This is a genomic window from Waterburya sp., assembly GCF_058530065.1.
In genome coordinates this window covers 1-21958 of sequence record NZ_JBZNBU010000047.1, presented here as the reverse complement: position 1 = coordinate 21958, position 21958 = coordinate 1, and the positions used below count along the sequence as shown (strand labels likewise).

The following is a 21958-nucleotide window of genomic DNA, read 5'->3' as shown; positions in this document are numbered from 1 at the left end:
TTCCCTTTCCATAAGCACTTAAAATCCCAGGAAGACTACTAAAAAAAACGAAAATTACTGCTACTGCCAAAAAACATTGATAGTAAATTAGAAAACCCGTTTTTGGTTTATTGGTTGACCGAATCAAGCTACTCATTATTGTCAAATTAACGATCTATAAAATATTATTTAAGTTGAATTTTTCTCGCCTGGTAAAATTTTTAGATATGCGGAAAAAATATGCTTTAAAGAAAAAATCTTTATTCTCTGCCATAAAGTATCTCAAAAAAAATAGAAATAACTAATCTTTTGTGCTTATTTGCTTGGGGTTTTTGCTATTAGCCAATGACTCAAGTCTCGATCTACTAGCTGAGATAGTTTGTGAATATCAGAAGTAAATTCAGCAATCATTTCTTCGCGCAACTCATTAGATAGAGGCTGACGAGCTTCTACTTTTGTATTCACAGAACGAATTTTATTGAGGATCCCTAATTCCTTAATACCTAAAATATCTCTGACTTTTAAAACTATACTAGTTAATGTAGCAGGAGGTTTAGCCGTAAAATTACCTAATACTCCTAGTTTGTGGCTTTTATTTTCATTAATTCTAATAAATTCTGTGCGGTTGTCGTTGGGTACGCCCAAAAATTCCAAAACTTCGTCATAAACCTTTTTAGTAGATTTAACGAAGTCTTCAAAGAAAATTATTTTGATTTGTTTTGCAGGAAAAACTGTTTTTAATCTCGCAACTTGTTCCCCTAGTTTACCCATCTGAGCATATTGTAAAAAAAAAGGTTCGCGACATTGAGGGGGAATTTTTTTGCCTTGTTGGCGAACGGCTTGTAGTCTCCAAGCTGTTTCAAAATCTTGCTCATTTTCATCAGCAGTAAATACTAATTGAGAATGAAACGAATAAACCATATCTACTGGGTTGCGTAGCATAACAATGATTTTTGCCTGAGAATCGTATTCATAAATTTTTTGCAGTGCTACTTTGGAGCAAAGATAAAATACCGACCCTTCTCCAATTGCTATTTCGTTAGAAGTACTTTCAGCAAATAAACTACTATATTCTGACCAAGTTTTAGTAACGCGATATCCTTCAAAATCGAAAGTAAAGTAATGAGGTTCTTTTGGTTCGCTAATGAAAACATTAGGATTATCTCTTAAATACTCGCTCAAAGCTGTAGTGCCACACTTAGGCGCACCAGCAATAAAAAAATTAGGTTTATTCATTCTTGGAATTATCTCGATAATAATAATTATCTTATTGCGAAATCAATATACAAATAGTTTTTACAGATAAATTTTAGCTCGTTAAAAACTACTTGTAACTAGTGTTAGATAAAATTTATAAACTTGACTCTAGTTTGATATATTACACTTTTTGTTACTAAAGTCTTGGAGAGCTATTATTTTCGGTACAAGCGTTTCACTAGATCGTCAATTGTAGTGAGAACGCAAAACTCAAATGCCTCTCTTAAAATACTTCTAGCCAAAAGTCATCAACTAAGTAAAAATGGATGGAGTTTAGTTTGGGAGATAGCTAATCAACTACATTTTACTTTTTAGACAGTCAATTGAATTAGATTATGCTTATAAAAAAGTACTTTTTTAAGAAATATCCTAAGTTAATTTTCAATTAGTTTGGCATATTTACTAGACTTTAAAATCTCAAAAACTTCGTCATAATTAGCAATTTTTTCGCGATAAGAACCAACGTTAACTTTTTTATATTTACTTTCGTAATTATTTGTTACACTTCCTACTCCCAAAAAGTCAGTTATTTCACTTAAAGTTTTTTCGCGATCGTTTTTCAATGATTGATAGGTTATTTCTAAAACATCTAAAGGAAGAATATTTAATGTAGCTTTGGTGACTCTATACATTGTTTCATATAGATTGAAAGTCATAATTAAAGAAGAAGTATTTAAAGTTACTGGATTAATCTTAGAAGTCGAATTACGTACGTGAAATATGCCCTGTTTTTTACCTACAGTTCTAGAAATCACAACATCTAAATGATTGCGTCTCGCTAAATGAATAACTTTATATCTATCTTTGATAATTTTGAACAAAAATTCTGGATTATGTAAAATGTGGTTATACATCATCTTAAATCCAATTGTATCGTAAGGTTCTTCTTGATAAGTTTCTAAAAGATTGAGATAATTGAACAAAGAAAAAGGACGTAAATTAAAACCAGAGTGATAATAATCGTAATATCTAGGAAAAACTTGATTCTGCTTCTTTCTTTTAACCTTACGCCATAAAAAGAGCTCGCCAAACATTTTGATTTGAGAGTGACTATCTAATAAATCCTTTAACCAAGTGGAACCACTTCTTTGAGTAGTAATCACGCAAAATTTAGGCTTCGTTTTCATGACTAGTTTTATTCTTGATTTTTGATACTTAAAATTAAGTATCAGTTTATCATGAATATAAATTTTTTTTAAATCTAATCTATTCAGCTAAGTTTCTCGATCCACAAGACATTTTGCTTTTTATTTCCAGACTTTTAAATTCAAGTTAAAAGCTTCTGACAATTTTTGATTGTAAGGTTCAAAATAAGTATCTAAACGTTCTAAAGAATTTTTAGTTGCTGGTTTTGGTGGAGTAGTATTAAGTTTAAAATAAAGAGATTTTAGTGACTCTCTAATTTTGCTTGTACCTAATAAAGGAGCAAATTTCAGCAATAGTTGATGAGTAAATCTATTTTTAATTGCAATAGTTTTAGTCCTTTTTTCAAAATAAAAATTTTGGTAAAAATTGCTATTAATACCAATACTATCAGCTAATTTAATCATAGTTGCTTGAGGGTTAGCAACCATTTCTTCAAATAAGATAATATGTATTTTCTCTTGAGGGAAACGCTCTGCCCAACGAGAAATGAAATTATAGTAACAATTATTAGGTAATTGGCTCTTCAACCAATCATAAATAAAATCACCTTCAGGATAGTCTAATTTTTGGATTAATTCGCCCGTTTCATCTAATAATAAATCTGTTATTCGTTCAAAAGTTAAATTAGCATCCAAGCGAGCTAAATTATTTTGAGCAAAACTAAAGGAAGAAAATATTCTCTTAGAAGGCTTGCGCAGAAGAAAGACTACATGAGGCTGTATTTTACAATCAGCAAAAAAATCTAAAGCAGTTTTTTGATAAATATAATGAGGAGTTGCTTCTAAAATAATTTTGCTATCTTCAGGGCAATGGGGAAAAAAAGCTTCGTAACCTTCAATACCATGAAGGTTGTAATTAGCTTCTGGGCGGAAGAGAGAACTATCTTTATCGATAAAATAAAAAGTCTCTTTGACAGGAGTGCCGTATACTTCTGGATGGGCAGCAAGCCAATGAAATAGAGAACTACTTCCTGCTTTGGGCGCACCGGCAAGGATTAAATTAGGCAATTTCATAGCTATTTTTTTATTCTGTAAATTAATTAGATAATTCAGTTTTATTAAGAATTTCTCTTATTTCTAAAGGAATATAGAGAGATTCCTAATTTTCGCTTAACAAATATAACTTTCATAATATTGATAACTATAAAGCTAGTAGTAGTTGCTGTTGCTGCTCCATTTATACCCCAAAGCGGAATTAATAGTGAATTGAGAATTATATTTAAAATCGCGCTAGTTCCTACTGCAAAAGCAGTATAATTTTGGTTTCCCGTCATATTAAGAAGTAAGCCTACCGCACCAGTAAAAGAGGTAAAAACTGGCCCTAAAATAAGAATATTCAAGGCGGTACGACCTGGTAAAAATTCTTCCCCAAAAATTGACAGGAATCGATCTCCCAATAGCATAATTGTTCCGCCGATTATTAATGATACTAAGAATACAGAGATAGCACTTTTTTGTATCACTCTTTCTAATTGTCTAATTTTGCCTTCAGAATAAAGAGTGGCAATATTAGGTGCAAGAGCACTGTTTGCTGCTTGATGGACGAACATATTCAATTTGGTGATGCCTAAAAGTACTGCATAGATACCTACTGCTTCTACACCTCTAATCGAACCCAACATGAGAATGTCGATCCGCGAGTTGAGTAATTGTGATGTACCTAAAAACATAAACGGCAAGGCGTCAGCCAACCATTTTTTACTGTTGTATTCTGGAGCTACAGTCTTAACTTCTTTAGGTAGAGATTTCAAAAGCCATCTCGTACCAATGACAAAAGTTATAATTGAAGCAAAAATCTTAATTCCCAGAACCCAAAAAACACTAAAGCGATCGCTTAAGATGAAATAAGCTGCGGTGGTCAAAGAAATAATAATCAGAGGAGAAAAAAGAGAGTCTGGTGTTTGTCCCAAGACAACTTTATGCAATCCCTTCATTGCTCCCATTCGCAAACTTCTTAAGGAAATGATGGGAACTGTAACCATTGCCAATGCTACAGCCCAAGTAAGTTCTGGATTAGATTTTCCCTGTAATTGCCAAGCTGCTATTATCGCAAGAATAACTAAGCACACACTACAACTCGTGACAATTATATTAGACCATCTTAATATTCCCCCCATCAAACCATACTTTGCCTTGTTACGATAGATGGCAATTTCACGGATCATAAGTTGGTCTAGACCCAATGCTGCGGGAATAGCTAATAACTTAGCCCAGGTATTGGCATAAGAATAAGTTCCTAGTCCTACTCTTCCTAAAAAACGAGCGAAGACAAGGCTCATTACAAAACTTAATATACTGGAAGAAACTTTTAATCCTAAAGAACCAGCAGCACCTTTAATTAATTTGTTTTTAAGGCTATTTTTTTCTCCTTTTGACGTAAAAAATAGTTGGATTTTCTCGGTAATTACTTTGAGCATTGACTATTTTAGTTAGTTATAGGGAATCCATGGCAAACTAGACAAAAAATATATATATTTAAGACAATTAGTGGTTTATTTTTAGCTGTTGAAACTTATTATTCCCATTGAAGACTTGAAAATCAAACAATTCTTTCTGCCATTAAAGCCAAACTTCAAATCATTTAATGATTTTAATCTTTAACTAAAAATATATTTCGAGTCAAAGATTGCTACAAATAAAATTATTTAAGATTTAAAACTAGTTAGATAAAAGATAAGCATACTTAGATTCTTTAATAACTTGTGCTACTTCTTCGTAATTAGAAATCTTGTCTTCGTAAGAGCCATTGTTTACTTTCACCAAATCAGTTTGGAATAATGCTGAATTATTCTCGATTTCTAAAAAGTCAGCAATCTCGCTCAAAGTTTCATCTCGATTTGCAGCTAAAGTTTCATAATGTACTTCCAGACAAGGAACAGGAGCAAATTTTAGAAATAGTTCCGAGTATTTATATACTCTTTCTAGAAAATCAAATGTTTGAAGGATCGAAGAAGCATCTAAAGTTACTGGTCTATTTTTGACATCAGTTTTTTTTACACGATAAACCTTATATTGGTTACCTACTTCAGAAGAAATTATCAAATCCAGGTGGTTTCTTCTGGTTAAATGAATAACTTTATAATTATCTGTTAATAATCTAATTAAAAAATCTGGGTTACGTTTAATATGATTATGCATGACCTTAAATCCCAAAAGATCGTGGGATTCGTTTTCGTAATTTTCAAAAAGCTCAAAATAGTTAAATAAAGACCAAGGACGGGGTACTTTTGTAGTTTTTTTATAATTGCAATAACGAGGTAAATCATTATCGTATTCACTAGGATCTACCCATAAAGGATCTCCTTTAAGCATTCTGATTTGAGGGTAACTTCCTAGTAATCTACTTAACCAAGTAGAACCACTCCTTTGACTAGTAATTATGCAAAACTTGGGCTTTCTAGACATTTTATACCTCCTAAAATTCAAGCTTTAATTGGTTGGAAAATTACTTTATTGATAGTCTACTAAAGAGTATGGCACTTCTAGTTAGTTTTTTTAAATATAGCCTGACTTTTGCCTGCCATAAGTTTTAGTACTTCGTTACTACTCAAAGGTTGTTTGAGATAATATCCTTGACCATACTCGCATAAAATAGCTTTAACTTTGTTGAGTTGAGGTATATTTTCGATACCAGTAGCAGTAATTTCTAAGCCATAATTTTCAATATCAATTACAATGTCCTGTAACACTTCCCAAGCTAGATTCTCTTGTTCGATACGTGACATTAAATGACGATCTATTTTAACGCGGTCGAATTCTCTATATAGTAAGTTGGGCTGTACGCGACCGTATAAAGAGGCAACCCTACCAAAGTTATCAATTTGCAATTGAATCCCCAATCGTTTCAATTGAGGTAGAATATTCATGGCAGTTTGAGGATTTTCTCCCAGCAGATACTCTGATATTTCTAAAGAGATTAATTTTGGATCGAGATTGTTTTTCTCTAGGTTATAACTCAAATGTTTGACTAAACTATTTTGCAAAATTGTCTGGCTGGGAATATTAATGCTGATACCAACATCAGATGCAAAACTAGAATTTTCTCGCCAAGATTTTAGCTGTCTGCATACAGCTTCAACAATCCAACGTTCAATCGGAATCAGTAGACCAGATTCTTCAGCAGCACCCATAAACTTTTGAGGCATGATTAGACCGAGTTCTGGGTGATTCCAACGTAATAAAGCCTCGAATTCTTTTATTTTTCCAGTTTGAAGATTCATTACTGGTTGGTAATAGAGGCTAAATTCTTGATTCTCTAATGCCTGTCTCAATCCTCGATCTAGTTCTTTTGGTGTTAATCGATTAGTACTAATGGAAGTTTTAATATTAAATTGAGGGGCAAAATGGCTTTGAGAAATAGCAGTAATGGGGTTTAAATCGCAAGTCTGGCTGATGATTTTCTCTAAACTATTTTGAGCTCGTTCTACATTAATTTGTTGGTATTTGGTCTTGTATCCTACAACTAAGCGATCGAGTAAGTATACGATTAGATTCGTGTCGCTGTTTTTTGAAGCTTCGCACAAAATATCAATTGTCAAATCAAAGTTTTCAGGAACGATTCGACTAGCATTTTTGACTACCAAAACTTTTTCATGAGCAGTGCTTTCATATTCCTCCCCTCTAACCAATAGTTCTTCGTGTAGTTTTTCTCCAGGTCTTAATCCTGTAAAAACAATATCAATATCTTTACCTACCTCATATCCAGATAGACGAATGAGATCTTTAGCCAAGTCAACAATTTTTACTGGCTGCCCCATATTGAGCATAAAGATCTGACCTTGACTATTTTTGTTAGTTAATACCGAAGCTTGCAATACCAACTGCACCGCTTCGGGAATGGTCATAAAATAGCGAGTGATTTCAGGATGAGTGATGGTTACAGGGCCACCTTTAGCAATTTGTTTTTTAAAAGTCGGAACTACACTACCGCGACTACCCAATACGTTACCAAAACGTACTACTGCATAAGGACGACCGCTAGTTTGAGCGGCCTTTAAAACCAGCATTTCTGCCGTACGTTTGCTCGCTCCCATGACATTAGTCGGGTTAACCGCTTTGTCAGTGGAAATCATCACAAAGTTACTCACATTGTATTGAATCGCTAAATCTAGGAGATTTTTTGTCCCCATGACATTATTAGTTATTGCTTCGGGAGGATTTAATTCCATTAAAGGCACGTGTTTGTGTGCTGCTGCATGGAAAACAATGTCGGGTTTGTAAGTACGAAAAGCCTCTTCTAATCTAGTTTTAATTCTTAAGTCGGCAATAAAAGGAATTAATTCAGTGAGGGCTCGATCGGATTCTTCTTGTTGCCTAAATATTTGTAATACTTGCTCTAATTCCTGTCTGATATTAAAGATGGAGTTTTCGCCATGTCCGACTAAGATAATTTGAGCGGGGCGACAGCGGAAAATTTGACGGCATAATTCACTACCAATCGAACCACCCGCACCACTAATTAAGACTTTTTTTCCTTCGAGTAGTTTAAAAACAGCTTGTGCATCGGTTTGGATGGGTTCGCGACGTAACAAGTCTTCAATTTTGACTTCTCTGATCGTGTTAACTTTTTTGTTGTTATCAAGGATTTCATTAGTGGAGGGTAGTGTATTGACTGAGACTCCAATAGCTTGGCAGACATCTACAATTTCTCGAATTACTTTTCCTGAGGTTGTAGGCATGGCAATAACCACTTGACGAATATTTTGTCCTGCTACTATTTCAGGGATTTGAAAGCGGTTGCCAACAACTGGTAATCCTTGAATATTTAAACCTTTCTTTTGAGGATTATCATCAATAAAAGCAACGGGATTAAAACCTAACTTAGGATTGCGACGCATTTCTTGGAGAATAGATACTCCAGCATCCCCAGCCCCGACAATTAAGACGCGATCGCGCCTATAAAAATTTTTACTTTGCTGTTTTTTTCTCTCTGCTGCTCTAATACTAAAACGAATTCCCCCGATTAAAATAAAAGTTAAAATACCATCTAAAAGAGTAAGAGATCGGGGAACTAAAAATCGTTCTGTTTCGGCTATGTATTCTAAAATACTCAGAATTACCGTATTGGCAACCGCCGAACCAGTAGTTAAAACTGCAATCTGAGTTAATTCGTCAATACTGGCATATTTCCAATATCGTTTATAAAAGCCTCCAAACACGAAAATTGTCAATTTAACACAAGAAAAGATAATCGTAGCTACAATTAAACCATTACTATATTCTCCTAATAGTGTTATGTCATCCAATCGAAGAATAATGCCCAGTAAAGGTGTCAGGGAAAAAACAAGTGCATCGAGGAGGAAAAAATGACGATTATTTAATCCCAGTAGTTTTTTATCTAAGCCTTTCAGCTTTTTATCTATTTTGGTAGTCAATCTCATCTTTTATTCTTTTTAAACTTTTATTTATTCTGATTTTAATGTCGATTAAAAAAATGTTCGGTGATCTAATAAGTTAAGTTTAGATTGATGATCGATTAAATTAATAATCTCCCAAGAATAATTCAATCGAAGCAAATAACTGAGAATGTTGTGATTTGTCAGTAATTCTATATTTTTTGAATTTAATAAAGGATTATTTAAAGTTACAAGTGTTTAAAGTATTTAAACAAATTGTAACTTATTACAAGATAAATAATAATACATTAGATGTCTTTATAAAAGACCTTTGTAATTTTAATATTTTAGATTCATGACTATTTCATGAATTTTTCCGTCAAATTTGGATAAATATAGTATTTTAAACAACACTATATTTATCTAAATTTCTGGCAAAATTTTTACTTTTACTGAGTATATATACGCAAATTATTTAAGTTTTCCAGAACGTAAAATACTAACAATTAACCAAATTCCTAATAGACTAGCTACAGCAAAAAGAACATTGCTGAGAATTGATACTTGAGTGGTTGCCGAGCCTGTAGAAATAATTGCGGCTCCCATAATTAAAGAACCAACTAAAATACTAAAAGAAAGACGATTGGCAGAATCTTCTACACTAAGGGCTAAAATATCCAGCCGAGCAATGTCGAGATTCCACTTGAGGGTCTCAGAGGTGATGCGGTCTAATAATAACTCCACCAAACGGGGCGATCGCAAAGAAAGACTTTTAAAATCTAAAGCAATCCTTAATAAAGTTTCTGCGGGTCTTTCTCCTAAAAATTGGCGGCTAAAAACATCGGCAATCAAAGGTCTAATTTGGTCGAGGAGATTAATTTGAGGGTAAAATCCGCGAGCTACCCCTTCCAAATTAGCCAGAGTTTTAGCATATAGCCCCATATTGCTGGGTAGTCTTATTTTATTGTTGCGAGATACCTGTAAGACTTCGTAGATTACTTCGCTGAAATTAATTTGAGAAATACTGCGATTATAATATTTGCGCAACATACGATCGTAATCGTTGGTCAGTTGGTTCAAGTTAACTTGTTGTCCTCCTTCGGCTAATTCTAGGGTTAGTTGACTGCACCGACGACCATCAAGATCGACAATTGCCAATAACATTTCCGTTAAAATCTGTTGGGTACGGGGATCTAAACGCCCAACCATGCCACAATCAAGAATTGCCACTCGACCGTCTTCAAGATAGAAGATATTGCCAGGGTGAGGATCGGCATGAAAGAAACCATCAATATAAACCTGCTTAAAAAAAGCTCTAAATAAAATTGTGGTAATTTCGCTACGCTGGGTAGCTCGATCTTTATTTTCTCTAACTTGGGGGAGGTCTGCTTCTAAAATCGGTACTCCATCCAACCATTCAATGGTTAAAAGTCGAGTAGTAGTATAGCTATTATAAACTTGAGGAATTACTAGTTTGTCAGAATCAAACCATTGACTATCAATTAAATTAGTACGTAACTGTTCGGTATATTCTGCTTCGGTAGTAAAGTCTAATTCTGCTTTTAGGGCATTGCTAAATTCTTCCGCTAGACCGACGATATCAAAATTTTTGCCAAATTCTGTACGAGAAACTAATTCTGCCAGACTTTTAATGAGGGAAATATCTCGCTCGACAATCTTTTCAATTCCAGGACGTTGTACTTTAAGAGCAACAGGCTGTCCGTCATTCAATACCGCACGATGTACTTGACCGATCGATCCTGCGGCGATCGCATTTTTATCGATTTCTCGAAATATGGACTCTAAAGGTTGGGATAGCTCGTCTCTAATTAAATTTTCTACTTCCGACCAAGATACGGGAGGAACATTGGCTTGCAGATCCGTTAAAGTATCTACATAGCGTCCTGGCAAAATATCGGGACGGGTCGAAAGTAGCTGTCCCAGCTTGACATATACTGGCCCTAATTCGATTAAGATGTTGCGTAAAACCTCTGGAGAAGGCAAACGGGGTTCGTCTGACCTATCTCCAGTCAATAACCCCCGCGCATAATCCCAACCGTTACGAAAGACTACTTCAGCAATTTCTCTCTGGCGAGAGGTATTTTTGGTTAGAGCAAACATTTAATTTTTCAATAGATCCGTCTATTTTCTGTCTCCTAAGTTATAACGCAGCAAAGCTATCTGTGGCTTTAATTAAAGCGTCTTTAATACCTGGCTCGGATACAGAATGTCCCGCATCGGGAATGACAATAAATTCTGCTTCTTCCCAAGCCCGATGTAGTTCCCAAGCACTTTTCATCGGACAAACCACATCGTATCTGCCCTGGACGATAACGGCTGGAAGATGGCGAATGCGATCGATATTTTCTAGTAGTTGATTTTCTCTCTCAAAAAATCCTTGATTGACAAAATAATGACATTCAATGCGAGCAAAAGCTTCGGCAAATTCTGCCATCCCAAAACGTTCTTTGCTAGCGACGGAGGGAATTAACTTACTAGTACTGGCTTCCCAGACAGACCAGGCTTTAGCTGCTTCTAAACGTATCTCGCGATCGCTACTAGTCAACCTCTTGTAGAAGGCAGATAGTAAATTGTCTCTTTCTTCTTCAGGAATGGGTTTGAGATATTCTTCCCAAGCATCGGGATAAATATAACTCGCCCCTTCTTGGTAAAACCAACGAATTTCGGAAGAGCGGAGCATAAAAATGCCTCGTAAGATTAATCCTTTACAGCTATTGGGATGAGTCTGACTGTATGTTAGAGCTAAAGTACTACCCCAACTACCGCCAAAGACTACCCATTTTTCAATTCCTAAATGATTTCTCAGTTTTTCTATATCGCCAACCAAGTCCCAGGTAGTATTTTCTCGTAATTCTGCATAGGGAGTACTTTGTCCGCAGCCCCGCTGAGCGAAAATCACAATCCGCCATTTTTCTGGATTGAAATATTGGCGATACATAGGCGCGATACCGCCTCCTGGTCCGCCATGAAGAAAAATAACTGGTTTGCCTTGAGGATTTCCCGATTCTTCGTAATGAATAGTATGAAGCTGGGAAACTGTTAATTTTCCTTGCCTGTAAGGTTCGAGCGGTGGATATAAATCTCTCATAAAAACAATTTGAAGTTCGAGAATAAAAAAATAGCAGATGAAAAATTAATTTACCATCTGCCATTTGTATAAACTTTATTAGTTGATTATTTTATTTATCCAACTGAGAGCGCAATTCATCTAATTCGGCATCAATGACAGCATCTTGAGCAGAGGAATTGGCAGTGTCCGCAGCCTCTAATTTGGGAGTTTCAGCAGAAGTACCAGATAATTGGGCTTTCATAGCGGCAAGTTCGTCATCTACTCCACTACCAGCTTCTAAAGCAGCGAATTGCTGTTCGATACCATAGCCACCTAATTCTTGGGCTGATTCTGATTCTGCTTCTAACTGCATGACTTTATCTTCCATGCGTTCAAAAGCACCCATTGCATTGCTGGTATCGATGTTACCAATCGAATCTTGAAGCTGTTTTTGAGCTTTAGCTGCATTGGCACGAGCCTTGAGCATATCTTTTTTGGTTTTAGCTTCAGATATTTTACTTTCCAAAGCAATTAGATTGCGTTTAAGGGTCGTAACGTTGTTACTCTGTTGGTCGAGTTGTATCTTGAGAGAAGCTGCCGTGTCGGCAAAAGATTTTTTACGTACTAATGCTTCGCGAGCTAGATTTTCATCGCCCTTGGACAAAGCTAACTGGGCTCTTTGTTGCCAAGTATCGGCTTCCCGTTTATTTTTATTGTATTGCTGCTCGGTACGCTTTTGAGTAGCGATCGCTCTGGCAACAGCTTGACGCAACTGTACCAAATCTTCTTGCATATCGACTACTGCTTGTTCCAGAACTTTTTCTGGATCTTCCGCTTTACTGACTAAATCGTTGATGTTGGCTCTAACAACTCGACTAAGGCGATCGAATAATCCCATGACTTTATATATCCTTCAATCATTTACAAAAGAGTATAGGCTGGCAGACTCAAGGATACTAAGTCCACCATAAATTGAAATTGTTTTTGTAAGACTACCGCGTTCTTACTATTCGTGTTTCTAGTGTGACATATTCTCCCCACGTACTGTCGATCTCTGCTGAAAATGCACTTGGAAATTAAATTAAAAAGAGTGATTAGAGTTATGGTTTTTAGAAGCAAAACTAAATTAATCCTTAGTAATTAATTTTTAAGCCCAAGTTTTATTTATAATTTTAGGCAAAAAATTTGACATTTAAAGTCTAGCTTACTGAAAAGGATGAGTAAAAAAAAATACTTGGCAGTTATCTATCGTGGTGTAAAACATTGGAATAACTATAAAAGACAGAATTCACATCTTGAATTAGATCTTCGGGGAATCAATTTAAGCGGTCAAACATTAATTGGGATTGACTTTACAGGAGTAGATTTGGCAGGAGCGAATTTAGTAAAAAGCAATCTTTGTGGGGCAAATCTTGATGGAGCAAATTTAACTGGAGCAAATTTAACTGGAGCAAATTTAAGCGGGGCTAGTTTGACTAGTACTAACTTAACAGGAGCTATTTTAATTAAAACTAATTATCGCAGTGCCGAACTTGCTGGAGCTAATCTCAGTTTAGCTAACCTAGCCTATGCAGATTTGCGAGTGACTGACTTTAGTGCAGCTGAATTAAGTAGAGCTAATTTTAGTCAGGCAAATCTTAATAATGCAATTTTTGTGGGAGCAAAATTGACTCGTGCTAATTTTGAGCTTGCCCAATTAATTAAAACTAATTTTACTCATGCTAATTTAATTCAAGCTAATTTTACCAAGGCAGATTTGACTGAAGCTAATTTAGACCAAGCAGATTTGACCGAAGCTAATTGTTTTGAAGCCAATCTGACTCAAGCTAGTCTTGTTAGAGCCGACTTAACCGAGGCTAATTTAACTGCTGCTAATTTGACCAAGGCCAATTTACTCAAATCCGATTTAACAGAAGCCTGTTTGACAGGAGCTAATTTTACTAAAACAGATTTAATTCGAGCTAATTTAACTAGAGCAGATCTTTCTCAGGCTAGTTTTTTGTCAGCCAATCTTTCTCAGGCTAATTTGGTACAAGCTAAAGCTTGGATGACTAGTTTTGAACGCTCTATTTTAACTGGTGCTTGTATTGAAAAATTGAAAATCGGCCATCAAACTTGTTTTGCCAAAGTGATTTGTCAATATCTTTATTTGAAATATGATGAAAAGCAACGCCAACCTCTAAATCCCGAACGTTTTTTAACTTCTGATGAATTTCGCTCGGTGATTCAAAGTTTGATTGGTTCAATTGAGATGATTTTTGATGCCGATCTCGATTGGTTTACTTTTTTAAGAACTTTTGAAAACTTGCAGTTACAGTACGAATCTTGTGAAATTAAGATTAAAGCCATTGAAGTCTTAAGCGATCGTCGCTTTTTAGTAAAAATTAACGTTATTCCTGGTATAGAAGTTCGCGATCTTAAAAATTTTGTTTGGCACAAGTATAATCTGATTTCTTTATCTAAAAACAAACTAAATCTTGAAGAGATGAGTATTGAGGAGCAATTGAGCACTCATAAGCAAAATTAAATCGAGCAGTTTTTAATAGAAAAATAAACCAGAGATTAACGACAGACATACATAGCTGTTTAAAACCAGCATTAAAGCTACAGTCAAAGCAGCTTTCGATTCGGTAAGATTCAATATTTGAGTATAGCTAGCATTAAGAGTTAGGGCACTGTAAGAAAAACCTAAAAAAGCAAAGGGGATAGTAAAAGAAAACGCTGACAGAGGAATAAATCCAATCAACAAACTAGTTATGGCGATAGGCGCAATAGCAGCACCAGCAATGAATACATCGGTAGAAAAACGCCCTCTATGGTGTATGACAAAGCGGAAAATGTTGCCTGTAGCGATTAAGCTCACAAAAGGAATAGTACCAACGAGAAATAGTTGCCAAATTTCCATGACTAAGGGGAAACCCATCATAAAATAGCTACATACAAAACACAAACTAGAAAATAAACCAAAAACAATACCTACTTGTTTTGATTGTTGACCGTTCAAACGAGAAAAGGATGGTAGTAAACCCCCTCCAGGATTAAAAAACGAAAGGCTCAGGGTCATCAAAGTATTATGAACTAATGTATCCAACCAACTAGTTACGCTATCGCTTTTGGTTAATTCGTTAATTATTTCTTGACTGCGACGATAAGCTTCATAATTTTTTTGCAAGCGAAATAGTTCTGCTGCTTGATTTAGATCTTCGACCGCAGAGACAGTAATTAGCATTTCTTTGTAGGCAATCCCTCGATAATAATAAGCTTGAGGATAATTATTATCGTTAGCGATCGCTTTATTGTAAGATTCTATAGCTGGTTGGGTATAGCCCAAGCTATATCTCGCTCTTCCTTGATAATAGTGAGCTTTTGCCACGTTAGGGTTAATTTTAAACACTTGATAGCAATCGTCTAAAACCCCTTGATTGTCACCCATTTTGTAGCGCATTTCGCATCTTTTGAGATAAGCATCGACAAATTGCGGGTTTAACTGAATTGCTTTGGTATAGTCTTCTATTGCTTGACGATATTCTTTATTTTGAACTCGCAAACCGCCACGGAGGTAAAAATCTTGAGCGGTTTTAGGAACAGATCCATAACTATTCGGTCGAGTTTGTCGGTTATCGCGACCAGAAGGTCGTCTGTTGGTTTGACGATAGGCTTGACTGCGATCGAAGGAAGAACGAAGGTCGTAACGGCGACGCTTGGCTGGATCGGATAGAATGTCGTAGGCTTGGGAAATTTGTTTAAATTTTTCTGCCGAAACTGGATCGCCTGGATTTAGGTCTGGATGATACTGACGTGCCAAACGACGGAAAGCTGCCTTAATTTCTTTCAGATCTGCGTTCTTAGATACTCCTAAAGCGGAATAGTAGTTATCTGTGTAATTCTCCACCCTTGCCATTGATTTTTCTTTGTTTTACAGCCACTAATTTTGAATTTGTGGTGGTTAATCTTAACTAATTATCAAGCGAGCTTATTTTCTCTTTATCATAAAGTAAGAGGCTGGTTATAGAAAGTCTATAATTTTAAATTTTACGTTCTCGAAACAGAAAATATAAAATCAAGCCGAAATTATCTAACATAAGAAATGTTGAAACACTAACATAGACTTTCATACTTTAAGCAAAAATACTTACTAAGACTTGTAAGTATATCTAAAAAACAAATTCAACTGTAAAGTTCTCAAGGATTTTTGGGAGACAAAGATCCCCCTTGATATACTGTTGAGGCTTTTGGTATGGAAAACTTATATTTATCGATTACACTATTACACTACTTCTTATCCACACACACCAATAATTCGCTCATGTTAGCCAATCACTTAATATTCAAAATTATATGCAAACCTTCTTTATTGTCTGGATCGGACAAGTCATTTCATTATTAGGATCTAAATTAACCGAATTCGCCTTAGGATTCTGGATTTTAGACAGAACATATCAAGATACAGGCACAATTACCCAATTCGCTTTGACTATCTTGTTTATGTATCTGCCCAAAGTAGTGATTTCTCCCTTGGCAGGGGTGTTAGTAGATCGCTGGAATCGTCGCTCGGCAATGATTTTGAGCGATTTGGGTACGGGAATAGTTACTTTAGCAATATTATTACTTGTTAGTTCTAATAACTTAGCAGTCTGGCATATTTATTTAGCATTGATTATTAGTTCTAGTCTCAATGCTTTCCAACAACCAGCTTATATGGCTGCCATTTCTCAATTAGTTCCATCGCCAAATTTGAGTCGTGCTAATGGTATGGTTCAAGCTTCTTTTGCGATCGCTAAAATTTCTGCTCCTGCAATTGCAGGTTTATTAATGAAATTTTTTGGTTTGAGAACCATTCTAATTATTGATATTATTACTTTTACGATCGCTATAACTACTTTAGTCAGCGTCAAATTTCCTGATTTTAAAAGATTTACTAGATCTACTAAAAGAAAATTTAATCTTATCGATCGCTTGATCTCCGATACCGTAGCAGGTTGGAACTATATTGCTTTGCGACCTGGTTTATTGCGTTTGGTCTGTTTTATTGCCATTAGTTATTTCACGATGGGAATGCTAGAAGTGGTTTTATGGCCTTTACTATATCAACCAGGATCTACCGAACAATTGGGCTTAGTTTTGTCGATTGGCGGTTGTGGAATGCTGGTGGGTAGTGTTTTAATGAGCCTGTGGTCTGGTCCCAAAAATCGCGTGAGAGCGATTATCGGTTTTGTTGGTTTTCAAGGATTGATTATTTTAGTGGGCGGTCTGAAAATTTCTACCTTTGTTTTAGCTATTGGTATTTTTGGCTACTTATTTTCTCAACCAATCGTTGTTAGTTGCAATCAAGCCATTTGGCAAAGTAAAGTCCCTAGCCGTCTTCAAGGTAGGGTATTTGCCCTACAACAAACTTTAGAAAGATCCCTAGCTATCTGTGCTTATCTTTTAGCTGGCCCTTTAGTAGATAATGTTTTAAATCCTTTGATGGCAGAAGGTGGCATTATTGCTCAAACCATTAGTAGATTTATTAATACTGGGATGGGACAAGGAGTTACTCTATTGTTAGTTTTGTTGGGCATTCTAAATATAGCTGTAGTAACGATCGCTTATAGAGAGCCTCGTTTGCGTTATTTGGAAAAAGAATTACCCGATCGCAATAAATTCGATCGAGCAAAAACCACTACTGCTTAAAATAATAACGAGAGAAAACCGATAAAGTTTTGTCGATCCGCAGAAACTAAAAAAAATAACCAATCTTATTTAGAAATTGGAGTTTTCAGTGTATCCTTTTCGTTAAGCCAGTGTGAGGAGTAGCGGAAGACATGGATTTTCGGAATAGAGCCTTAGAAACTCTCAAACAAACTAGCAGGACTTTCTATATCCCTATTGCCCGTCTGCCAGAAAAGCTACAAGATGCAGTAGCATCAGCTTATCTTTGTATGCGCGCGATCGACGAGATAGAAGATACTCCTGACCTTGACAATCAGACAAAAGCTTATTTATTACGTAGCATTAGTTTAAGACTGCAAGAAATAGCCGATATTAGTTCCTATGATTGCATTGCTGCAGATCTAACTCCCTACAGGGATGTACTGCCTGATGTAAGCCTCAATATTGGGGAATGGGCGAGTTTAGCACCCCCAACCATCGCCCCCAGAATTTGGGATGCTACGGCAGCGATGGCAGACCGCATGGCATATTGGGCGGAACAAAATTGGCAAATTACTACCGAAGCAGATTTAGACCGTTATACATTTGGCGTTGCAGGTGCAGTAGGTTTACTACTTTCCGATCTTTGGGCTTGGTACGATGGGACTAAAACCAATCGCACTCAAGCGATCGCCTTTGGCAGAGGTTTGCAAGCAGTTAATATTGTCCGCAATCAAGGAGAAGATTCTTTGCGGGGAGTGAACTTTATTCCCGATGGCTGGACTAGTAAAGAAGTCCAAAGTTATGCTCGTCGTCAGTTGAAACAAGCAAATTTGTATATAGAATCTTTACCGAATAACAGTCCCGCTTTAGATTTTTGCCAGATTCCTTACGTTTTGGCTAAAGGTACTCTAGATGCGATCGCTATTGGTAAACCTAAATTGAGCCGTCATGATGTTTTGAGCTTAGTGGAAAAATTTACCAAGATTAAATCAGCATAATTGAGTAATGGATAATTGTGACAAGTTGAGGAAAAACGAAAAATTAAAATGAAATTATTACCGATTAATTGATTTCTTCAGTTTTGTCTGACACTTTTGAAGACAATTCTCGCCAGCGATCGAGGTTTTCTTTCTTCAAGATGCCTGCGATCGCAGATTATCAATAATGTTCTAACGGTACTTAGACAAAAATCATAAAAAAACAGCCTCAAACCCAAGTGACACAAGGGATATACGTCAAGCACAAAAAAATCGCTGAAACCCAAGTATATCAAGAAAAACGCCAAATTGAAGTAAAAGCATTACTATATATACGTTTGAGGCTGTTTTTAGTTCAAAAATGTTTAAGTAACGCTAAAAGTTTTCTCGATCGCTTCACACTAGAAGGTTATGGAATAATTAGAACAAGAGTCAATTCTACTATTACTGTTTATCTTTTATCTTGGTAGATAATATCGTTCGTCTGAAATAAATGCGATAACAGTAATCATGTTGCATAAAAAATGATTATTAATCCTTATTTATTGTTGTTGGGCATTTTATTTAATGGAATTGCTAGGGTGATCGAAAATAAACGATTAACTGCACCTGGAAAATTCATCGAAGTAAATGGTAAAAAAAATCATTTTCTAGTTAAAGGTACGGGAAAAGTAACGGTTATCTTAGATCATAGCTTGGGAGGAATTGAAGGCTATTTTTTAATCGATGAAATAGCAAAATTAACGAAAGTTTGTATTTGCGATCGCCCTGGTTATGGTTGGAGTCAAGCCAGTCGAAGTCTTCGTTGTAGCGAAGCGATCGTTGAGGAATGGAATAGTTTGTTAACTCAAGCCAATATCGAACCACCCTATATTTTGGTAGGGGATTCTTTTGGGAGTTACAATATGCGTCTTTTTGCCCATCGTTTTCCTGAAAAAGTAACTGGATTAATTTTGACCGACGGGCTTCATGAAGTTGCTATGCTAAAGATGCCTTGGGCAGTTAAAGCTGTTAATTATTTGTTTATTTCTGGCTTCATTATGTCTGTTATTGGCTCTTTTTTAGGAATTATCCGCCTGCTAGGAATGATAGGTTTATTTGAATTAATTAAACCTGAATTAAAACAAGGCAATCGCCAAGCTACAAAATGGATTAAAAGATCTTTTTACGGTTGTAATCATTGGATAACTATGGCACGAGAACTGATAAATTTAGAAAAAAGCGGTCGTCAATTACAAGTAGCTAATGATTTAAAAGATTTACCCATAGTTAGTATTAAATCGAACAGCTTTTTTAAACCTTCAATATTAACCAAAATATTACCTTTAAAGCAGATAGATAAACTGAGGGACAAAATACACGACAATCTAAGTTTATTATCGAGCAACTATACAGAAATACCAGCCCACAAGAGCAGCCACTTTGTTTGGATCGACGAACCAGAAATTATTATTAAAGCGATCAAACAAGTAATAATCAATAATTAATAACCCTTTATGTATTATAAACTCCTAATCTTTCTAAATGACTATAAACTGGTTGAAATGATGGTTCTAGAGGACATAGTTCGTAAGCCCATTGAGTTATGGTTTGCATAGAATTGAGACTTTCATTAGTTATCTCTTCAGCTTGAAGAATATGTAAAACTATTTCCAAACAAACTTCTGCCACTGCAAAACGAACTTTTTCATAACTAGAATCTTTAGCTAAAATAACAGCCTCTTCATATTTACTTTGTTGCCAAAGATGATTAATTTTTTCTAGTTGCAAATTAATTTCTAGAGTTTTAATAGCATCGATCGCCAAAGAATTTCCAGGAGCGATAGTTTCTAATTCTTTTAATTGAATTAGCCCTTGCTGAAAATCAATTATTTCCTCATCTATTTCCCAACTTATTTTATTAGTTTGATGCTCGGCATAATAGCTAGCTGCTGTCGAACTAGCTAATAGTGAATACCAAAAGCTACTAAAGTCTAAATGCTCTTCAGAACCCATAATATATTTACGTTGTTCTTGGCAAAGCAAATCTACTTCAGCATACCAATCTGGATTAATTTTAATTTGCGATCGCGCTATATTTAAAGGCTTAATTGATTTGCGCCAATACTGATTTTGCAGGTAGTGATAACCTTCATGATAAGCCACAAATATAGAGGCAAAATTTTCGATTTTAGAAATTGGTTTTTGTTGGGGTTTAATTTGAATAGCACGGACGATATCTTTGGATAAACAAGCAGCTATTGCTGTTCCCCAATCTGTATATAATGCCGCCCAAAGTTGTTCGGGAAAATTATTTATTGGTAGGCGATCTTTTAATTTTTGGTAGCAATTGGGTAAGATTAATAGTTGGGATTGATTTTTAATACCACAATTGTTTTGTTCTCGCAGAGATAGCATAGCTAAATCTCGGCGATAAAGATCTCGTAAGTTGAAGTATTGTTCTAGATTATTATCTTTAACAGCATCGATCACATCTTCTAAGATTTGTTTTAAACGCAGTTCGAGATTAGAAAAATCAATAGTTTTTTCTTTTAACCAAGGAATATATTTAAAACTAGGATCTAATCTAAGATTGGCTATAGCTGTTAGCCAAGCAATAATCAGATCGGTTAATTTATTAGGGTTTAATTGGGCTTGATAATAGGTTGCGATCGCCCAATTATGTAAAGACTTAGAATCTTGTCGATCTAGCCAGATTTGCTCCATTCTAGAAGCTATTATTTCCCAGTTATCTCCCTCCCAGTTTTGATTTTCTATAGTTGGCTGAAGATAGTTTTTAAGGTTATTTTCTACAATTAAATCCGTACCATATTGCTGAATTAGTTCTTGACTGAGAACGATCGCTTTGGCTAATTCTTGGTTATCTGTTAATTGCTCGATGGTTTTTATTTTAGTCAAGCGATCGCGTTCTAATAAATTTTTCAGGATAGAGCGTTGATGTTTGATTTTTGGATGGGTTAAAGAACGCCATTCTTTATTAGCTTGCTGCCAATTTTCTAGCTGATGATAAGCATAACCACGAAGATAATTAGCCCGTTCGCTTTTAATACCTTGAAGATAATTAATTGTTTGTTGAGGATTATTATCTAAAGCAATTAGAGCCAATCTTATTTTACAAGCAGTTAACTCTGGAGTAATTTCTAAAGACTGATGATATAGCTCATTCGCCTTATCTAAATCCCCCTTATCTTCAGCAATTAGTCCCTCAGTATATAAACTTTTACTTTGCAGTACTCGATCTAATTTGGTTAATAATTCTTGCCCGTCTTGGCGATTGAAACTTACTAAAGTAGATTCTAATAAAGAGAATGCTTGGCACAATTTTCCTTCTCTAGTTAATTGTTTGACTCTGGCGAAATTTTGTTCGTATTCTTGTTGTTTGACAATACCTGCTTGGCATCGAACTATAGCAGTATTTAATTCTTCCGTAATAAAAAGCTGTTGAGCTTCAACTAATTCTACTAATTCTCTGTCAAAGAAACCTTGGCGATTATAATTTCGAGCCACAACTAACAATTGTTTAAAGCGATCGCAATTATTAATTCTTTGCTGACATCTTGC

General features: G+C 35.4%; 16 protein-coding genes. 5 read left to right on the top strand and 11 right to left on the bottom strand.

The features are described from left to right. Positions 1–294 precede the first annotated feature (294 nt). The 9 genes from AC33VI_RS03185 to AC33VI_RS03145 form a co-directional block, all read right to left on the bottom strand. A complete protein-coding gene (locus AC33VI_RS03185) occupies positions 295–1215 on the bottom strand; it encodes a sulfotransferase domain-containing protein (protein ID WP_491780823.1) in 921 nt (306 codons plus the stop codon). Between the two features lie 395 nt (positions 1216–1610). Continuing rightward, positions 1611–2363, bottom strand: a complete 753-nt coding sequence (locus tag AC33VI_RS03180; protein WP_491780822.1) for a sulfotransferase — start codon at positions 2361–2363, stop codon at positions 1611–1613. Positions 2364–2483: 120 nt separating this feature from the next. Next, positions 2484–3395 carry a sulfotransferase family protein gene (locus tag AC33VI_RS03175; protein WP_491780821.1) on the bottom strand — a complete coding sequence of 304 codons (912 nt, stop codon included), beginning with the start codon at positions 3393–3395 and terminating at the stop codon, positions 2484–2486. Between the two features lie 44 nt (positions 3396–3439). Next, on the bottom strand, positions 3440–4798 hold the full coding sequence (locus AC33VI_RS03170; protein WP_491780820.1) for a flippase: 1359 nt from the start codon (positions 4796–4798) through the stop codon (positions 3440–3442). Between the two features lie 241 nt (positions 4799–5039). Then, a complete protein-coding gene (locus AC33VI_RS03165; RefSeq protein ID WP_491780819.1) occupies positions 5040–5786 on the bottom strand; it encodes a sulfotransferase in 747 nt (248 codons plus the stop codon). Positions 5787–5863: 77 nt separating this feature from the next. After that, a complete protein-coding gene (locus tag AC33VI_RS03160; protein ID WP_491780818.1) occupies positions 5864–8761 on the bottom strand; it encodes a polysaccharide biosynthesis protein in 2898 nt (965 codons plus the stop codon). 426 nt (positions 8762–9187) lie between these two features. Further along, complete coding sequence (locus AC33VI_RS03155; RefSeq protein ID WP_491780817.1) at positions 9188–10837, bottom strand: ABC1 kinase family protein; 1650 nt, start codon at positions 10835–10837, stop codon at positions 9188–9190. Positions 10838–10877: 40 nt separating this feature from the next. Then, positions 10878–11825 (bottom strand): prolyl aminopeptidase, encoded by a 948-nt coding sequence (gene pip / locus AC33VI_RS03150; protein ID WP_491780816.1) that lies wholly within the window; start codon positions 11823–11825, stop codon positions 10878–10880. A gap of 91 nt (positions 11826–11916) precedes the next feature. Next, the gene (locus tag AC33VI_RS03145; RefSeq protein ID WP_491780815.1) at positions 11917–12684 is read right to left on the bottom strand and encodes a PspA/IM30 family protein; all 768 of its coding nucleotides are present in this window, start codon (positions 12682–12684) and stop codon (positions 11917–11919) included. Positions 12685–13002: 318 nt separating this feature from the next. Between AC33VI_RS03145 and AC33VI_RS03140 the strand changes: the two genes are divergently transcribed. Next, a complete protein-coding gene (locus AC33VI_RS03140; RefSeq protein WP_491780814.1) occupies positions 13003–14313 on the top strand; it encodes a pentapeptide repeat-containing protein in 1311 nt (436 codons plus the stop codon). Between the two features lie 12 nt (positions 14314–14325). Here the strand turns inward: AC33VI_RS03140 and AC33VI_RS03135 are convergent, their stop codons facing one another. Further along, positions 14326–15687 carry a J domain-containing protein gene (locus AC33VI_RS03135; protein WP_491780813.1) on the bottom strand — a complete coding sequence of 454 codons (1362 nt, stop codon included), beginning with the start codon at positions 15685–15687 and terminating at the stop codon, positions 14326–14328. A gap of 437 nt (positions 15688–16124) precedes the next feature. Between AC33VI_RS03135 and AC33VI_RS03130 the strand changes: the two genes are divergently transcribed. The 4 genes from AC33VI_RS03130 to AC33VI_RS03115 all read left to right on the top strand — a co-directional run bounded on the left by AC33VI_RS03130 (position 16125) and on the right by AC33VI_RS03115 (position 19884). Continuing rightward, positions 16125–17459 carry an MFS transporter gene (locus tag AC33VI_RS03130; RefSeq protein WP_491780812.1) on the top strand — a complete coding sequence of 445 codons (1335 nt, stop codon included), beginning with the start codon at positions 16125–16127 and terminating at the stop codon, positions 17457–17459. Between the two features lie 131 nt (positions 17460–17590). Beyond that, the gene (locus AC33VI_RS03125; RefSeq protein WP_491780811.1) at positions 17591–18418 is read left to right on the top strand and encodes a squalene/phytoene synthase family protein; all 828 of its coding nucleotides are present in this window, start codon (positions 17591–17593) and stop codon (positions 18416–18418) included. A 218-nt stretch (positions 18419–18636) separates the two neighbouring features. After that, positions 18637–18867, top strand: coding sequence for a hypothetical protein (locus AC33VI_RS03120; protein ID WP_491780810.1), 231 nt, complete (start codon positions 18637–18639; stop codon positions 18865–18867). Positions 18868–18921: 54 nt separating this feature from the next. Further along, a complete protein-coding gene (locus AC33VI_RS03115) occupies positions 18922–19884 on the top strand; it encodes an alpha/beta fold hydrolase (protein WP_491780809.1) in 963 nt (320 codons plus the stop codon). A 7-nt stretch (positions 19885–19891) separates the two neighbouring features. On the opposite strand, the gene AC33VI_RS03110 is transcribed toward AC33VI_RS03115, so the two are convergent. Continuing rightward, a partial coding sequence (locus AC33VI_RS03110) for a tetratricopeptide repeat protein (protein ID WP_491780808.1) occupies positions 19892–21958 on the bottom strand: 2067 nt, incomplete at its 5' end.

Bases quoted from the DNA above. Each gene is read 5' to 3' on its own strand.
- AC33VI_RS03185 (WP_491780823.1), bottom strand. From the start codon at position 1,215: ATGAATAAACCTAATTTTTTTATTGCTGGTGCGCCTAAGTGTGGCACT.
- AC33VI_RS03180 (WP_491780822.1), bottom strand. From the start codon at position 2,363: ATGAAAACGAAGCCTAAATTTTGCGTGATTACTACTCAAAGAAGTGGT.
- AC33VI_RS03175 (WP_491780821.1), bottom strand. From the start codon at position 3,395: ATGAAATTGCCTAATTTAATCCTTGCCGGTGCGCCCAAAGCAGGAAGT.
- AC33VI_RS03170 (WP_491780820.1), bottom strand. From the start codon at position 4,798: ATGCTCAAAGTAATTACCGAGAAAATCCAACTATTTTTTACGTCAAAA.
- AC33VI_RS03165 (WP_491780819.1), bottom strand. From the start codon at position 5,786: ATGTCTAGAAAGCCCAAGTTTTGCATAATTACTAGTCAAAGGAGTGGT.
- AC33VI_RS03160 (WP_491780818.1), bottom strand. From the start codon at position 8,761: ATGAGATTGACTACCAAAATAGATAAAAAGCTGAAAGGCTTAGATAAA.
- AC33VI_RS03155 (WP_491780817.1), bottom strand. From the start codon at position 10,837: ATGTTTGCTCTAACCAAAAATACCTCTCGCCAGAGAGAAATTGCTGAA.
- pip (WP_491780816.1), bottom strand. From the start codon at position 11,825: ATGAGAGATTTATATCCACCGCTCGAACCTTACAGGCAAGGAAAATTA.
- AC33VI_RS03145 (WP_491780815.1), bottom strand. From the start codon at position 12,684: ATGGGATTATTCGATCGCCTTAGTCGAGTTGTTAGAGCCAACATCAAC.
- AC33VI_RS03140 (WP_491780814.1), top strand. From the start codon at position 13,003: ATGAGTAAAAAAAAATACTTGGCAGTTATCTATCGTGGTGTAAAACAT.
- AC33VI_RS03135 (WP_491780813.1), bottom strand. From the start codon at position 15,687: ATGGCAAGGGTGGAGAATTACACAGATAACTACTATTCCGCTTTAGGA.
- AC33VI_RS03130 (WP_491780812.1), top strand. From the start codon at position 16,125: ATGCAAACCTTCTTTATTGTCTGGATCGGACAAGTCATTTCATTATTA.
- AC33VI_RS03125 (WP_491780811.1), top strand. From the start codon at position 17,591: ATGGATTTTCGGAATAGAGCCTTAGAAACTCTCAAACAAACTAGCAGG.
- AC33VI_RS03115 (WP_491780809.1), top strand. From the start codon at position 18,922: ATGATTATTAATCCTTATTTATTGTTGTTGGGCATTTTATTTAATGGA.